The 3,977-nt window shown below is 70.3% G+C and carries 3 protein-coding genes; all 3 read left to right on the forward strand.

Going from position 1 to position 3,977, the window contains the following annotated elements; genetic code table 11:
* Positions 1 to 861: HpcH/HpaI aldolase/citrate lyase family protein (locus AC6LJ5_RS30025; RefSeq protein ID WP_498142422.1), on the forward strand; the 861-nt coding region annotated here is incomplete at its 5' end.
* A 256-nt stretch (positions 862 to 1,117) separates the two neighbouring features.
* Complete coding sequence (locus AC6LJ5_RS30030; protein ID WP_103274203.1) at positions 1,118 to 2,749, forward strand: ATP-binding cassette domain-containing protein; 1,632 nt, start codon at positions 1,118 to 1,120, stop codon at positions 2,747 to 2,749.
* Between the two features lie 192 nt (positions 2,750 to 2,941).
* On the forward strand, positions 2,942 to 3,805 hold the full coding sequence (gene asd, locus AC6LJ5_RS30035; protein ID WP_498142423.1) for an archaetidylserine decarboxylase: 864 nt from the start codon (positions 2,942 to 2,944) through the stop codon (positions 3,803 to 3,805).
* Positions 3,806 to 3,977: the final 172 nt, after the last annotated feature.

Here is a 3,977-nt window from a genome sequence, read left to right on the forward strand (position 1 = left end):
GCCACGCCCCGCCCCCGCCGCTCCGCGCTCTACATGCCCGGCGCCAACGCCCGCGCGCTCGACAAGGCCCGAGGCCTGGATGCCGACGTGCTGATCCTGGACCTGGAGGACGCGGTCGCGCCCGACGCCAAGCCACAGGCGCGCGCGCAGGTGGCGGCCGCCTTGCAGGCCGGCGGCTACGGCCGACGCGAATGCGTGGCGCGCATCAACGCGCTGGACACGCCGTGGGGACTGGACGACGCGCGCGCCCTCGCCGCCGCCGGCGCCGACGCCGTGCTGCTGCCCAAGGTCGAAAGCCCGGCCCAGCTGGACGCGCTGGCGCGGGCATTGGACGCGGCCGGCGCGCCCGCCGACCTTCCCTTGTGGGCCATGTGCGAAACGCCGTTGGGCTTTCTGCGTCTGGACGCCATCGCCGGCCATCCCCGGCTGGCGGCCCTGGTCGTGGGCACGTCGGACCTGGTCAAGGATCTGCATGCGCGCCACACGCCTGGCCGCGAGGAAACGCTGCTGGCGCGTTCGCTGGCCGTCATGGCCGCCCGCGCCCACGGACTGGCGGCCTTGGATGGCGTGCACCTGGACCTGGACGATGACGCGGGCCTGGCGCTGGCCTGCGAGCAAGGCCGCAACCAAGGCTTCGACGGCAAGACGCTGATTCATCCGCGCCAGATCGCCGCCGCCAACGCGGCCTATGCGCCCAGCCCCGGAGAGATCGCCGTCGCGCGCAAGCGGCTGCAGGCCTGGCGCGATGCCCAGGCCAGCGGCCAGGGCGTCGCGGTGGTCGACGGTTCGCTGGTGGAAAACCTGCACGCGCGCGAAGCCGAACGCGTGCTGGCGCTGGCCGCTGCCATCGCCGCCGCCTGAGCGCGCGCCGCGCGCTCGCCCTCATCCATACCGCCGCGCCAGCCCTGCAACGGCATTGCCACGCCGGCCCGGTACAATACGGTTCCTCACGCGCACGACGCCGCGCTTCGCGGCGCGGCGCCAGGCCCTGCGCCGTGCCGTTCCGCGCGCGGGCCGCTTGAACTCCAGGCCGGAACCCCACGCCCTTCATCCCGCCACGCGCGCCGTGTCGCGCGCGGCGGTACCGCGCCGGCCCGCCCCCGTTTCCGCTTCGACCATGATCCGCTTCCAACAAGTTTCCCTCGCGCGCGGCGTCAAGCCGCTGCTCGACAAAGCCGACCTGCTGCTCAACCCCGGCGACAAGATCGGCCTCATCGGCGCCAACGGCGCCGGCAAGTCCAGCCTGTTCGCGCTGCTGCGCGGCGTGCTGCACGCCGACCAGGGCGACCTGGACTACCCGGCCACCTGGCGCATGGCGCACGTAGCCCAGGAAACGCCGGCGCTGGACCGCCCGGCCATCGAATACGCCATCGACGGCGACGCCACGCTGCGCCAGCTGGAGGCCGAGCTGGCCGCGCTGGAAGCCGAGCCGGAAAGCGCCGAGAACGGCCTGCGCATGGCCGAGATCTACGCCGCGCTGGCCGATGCCGACGCCTACACCGCGCACTCGCGCGCCGAGCAGCTGCTGACCGGCCTGGGCTTCACGCAGGAACAGATGCGGCTGCCGCTGACCAGCTTCTCGGGCGGCTGGCGCATGCGCCTGAACCTGGCGCAGGCGCTGATGTGCCCGTCCGACCTGCTGCTGCTGGACGAGCCCACCAACCACCTGGACCTGGACGCCATCATCTGGCTGGAGGACTGGCTCAAGCGCTATCCGGGCACGCTGCTCATCATCTCGCACGACCGCGACTTCCTGGACGAAGTGGTCAACGTCGTGGTGCACATCGACGAGCGCAAGCTGCGGCGCTATTCCGGCAATTACTCGTCGTTCGAGCGCCAGCGCGCCGCGCAGCTGGTGCTGGCCCAGGGCATGATGGAAAAGCAGATGCGCCAGCGCGCGCACCTGCAGTCCTTCATCGACCGCTTCAAGGCCCAGGCCAGCAAGGCGCGCCAGGCGCAGAGCCGCATCAAGGCGCTGGCGCGGATGGAGGAAGTGGCGCCGCTGCGCGCCGCCGCCGAGTTCTCCTTCGAGTTCCGCGAGCCGCTGCGCGCGCCCAACCCGCTGCTGACCATGGACGCGGTGTCGGCCGGCTACCGCAACATCGATGAAGACACGCAGACCGTGTCCGAGAAGATCATCGTGTCCGGCATCAATTTCTCGCTGCAGGCCGGACAGCGCATCGGCCTGTTGGGCATCAACGGCGCCGGCAAGTCGACCTTCATCAAGACCATCGCCGGCGAGCTGCAATCGCTGGCGGGCGACACCCAGTTCAACAAGGGCCTGTCCATCGGCTACTTCGCCCAGCACCAGGTCGAGATGCTGCGCCACGATGAATCGCCGCTGTGGCACATGACCAAGCTCGCGCCCAATGTGCGCGAGCAGGAGCTGCGCAACTTCCTGGGCAGTTTCAATTTCAACGGCGCCATGGCCACCAGCCCGATCACGCCGTTCTCCGGCGGCGAGAAGGCGCGGCTGGCGCTGGCGCTGATCGTCTGGCAGCGCCCCAACCTGCTGCTGCTGGACGAACCCACCAACCACCTGGACCTGGAAACGCGCGAAGCGCTGACCAGCGCGCTGGCGCAGTTCGAGGGCACGCTGGTGCTGGTCTCGCACGACCGCCACCTGCTGCGCGCCAGCACCGACCAGTTCATCATCGTGGCCGACGGCCAGGTGCGTCCTTTCGACGGCGACCTGGACGACTACAAGGCCTGGCTGTACCAGACCAAGCTGTCCGCCAAGGCGGCCTGAAGCCACACGCCGCCCGGCCTGGCGCGGATCTCGCGCGGGTCTGATTCGAGTTTGATTCGAGTCTGGCTCGGGGTCTGACGACATACGCCACGCGGGCCGATCAGGTTACAATCGCGCCCATTGCGCGCCCCCGCCCGCGCGCCCCTTCCATCGCGTCCCGCTCCTTGCGGGACGCTGCTATTTCCCCCGCAGATGCCCATCAAAGACCAGCTATTTCTCGCCAGCCAGTACCTCGCGCCCCACCATCTGGTGTCGCGCCTGTTCGGATACGCGTCCGACTGCCGGGAACCCGCGGTCAAGAACTGGATGATCTCGCGCTTCGTGCAGCGCTACGGCGTCGACATGAGCGAGGCCGAGCAGGAAGACGCGCTGGCCTACGACTGCTTCAACGATTTCTTCACGCGCGCGCTGAAGGACGGCGCGCGGCCGCTGGACGACGAACCCGGCTCGGTGCTGTGTCCGGCCGACGGCGCGATCAGCCAGATGGGCGCCATCGAGCATGGCCGCATCTTCCAGGCCAAGGGCCACAGCTACGGACTGGCCGACCTGCTGGGCGGCGACGCCGAGCGCGCCGCGCCGTTCCAGGGCGGCGAGTTCGCCACCATCTACCTGTCGCCGCGCGACTATCACCGGGTCCACATGCCGGTGGCCGGCACGCTGCGCGAAATGGTCCACGTGCCAGGCCGGCTGTTCTCGGTCAATCCGCTGACGGCCCGCAACGTGCCGCGCCTGTTCGCGCGCAACGAGCGCGTGGCCTGCATCTTCGACACCGAGCACGGCCCCATGGCGCTGGTGCTGGTCGGCGCCATGATCGTCGCCTCCATCGAAACCGTCTGGGCCGGCCTGGTCACGCCGCACAAGCGCGGCGTCAAGGCCACGCGCTACGACGCCGACGCGCGCGCGCCCATCCACCTGGACAAGGGCGCCGAGATGGGCCGCTTCAAGCTCGGGTCCACCGCCATCGTGCTGTTCGGCCCGGACAAGATCCGCTGGTCCGACACGCCCTCGGTGCGCGGCCCGGTCCGCATGGGCGAGCTGCTGGCCCTGCCGGCCTGAGACCGCCTGCCCGCTCCGGCGGCCAACCCTGATCGGAGTCGCGCCGGCTTCCCCGGCGCGATGTTTCCTTCCGGCGAAGAAGCGCTTCGCGTTTTATTCGCTTTGTGGCGCGCGGCGGCGTTGCTAGATTATGGGGCTTTCCCCGTCGCGCACCGCCCGCCATGACCGCCAC

The organism is Achromobacter sp. 1011791174 (assembly GCF_059760925.1).

Excerpts from the sequence above, each read along its gene's own strand:
- AC6LJ5_RS30030 (WP_103274203.1), top strand. The coding sequence starts at position 1,118 with ATGATCCGCTTCCAACAAGTTTCCCTCGCGCGCGGCGTCAAGCCGCTG.
- asd (WP_498142423.1), top strand. The coding sequence starts at position 2,942 with ATGCCCATCAAAGACCAGCTATTTCTCGCCAGCCAGTACCTCGCGCCC.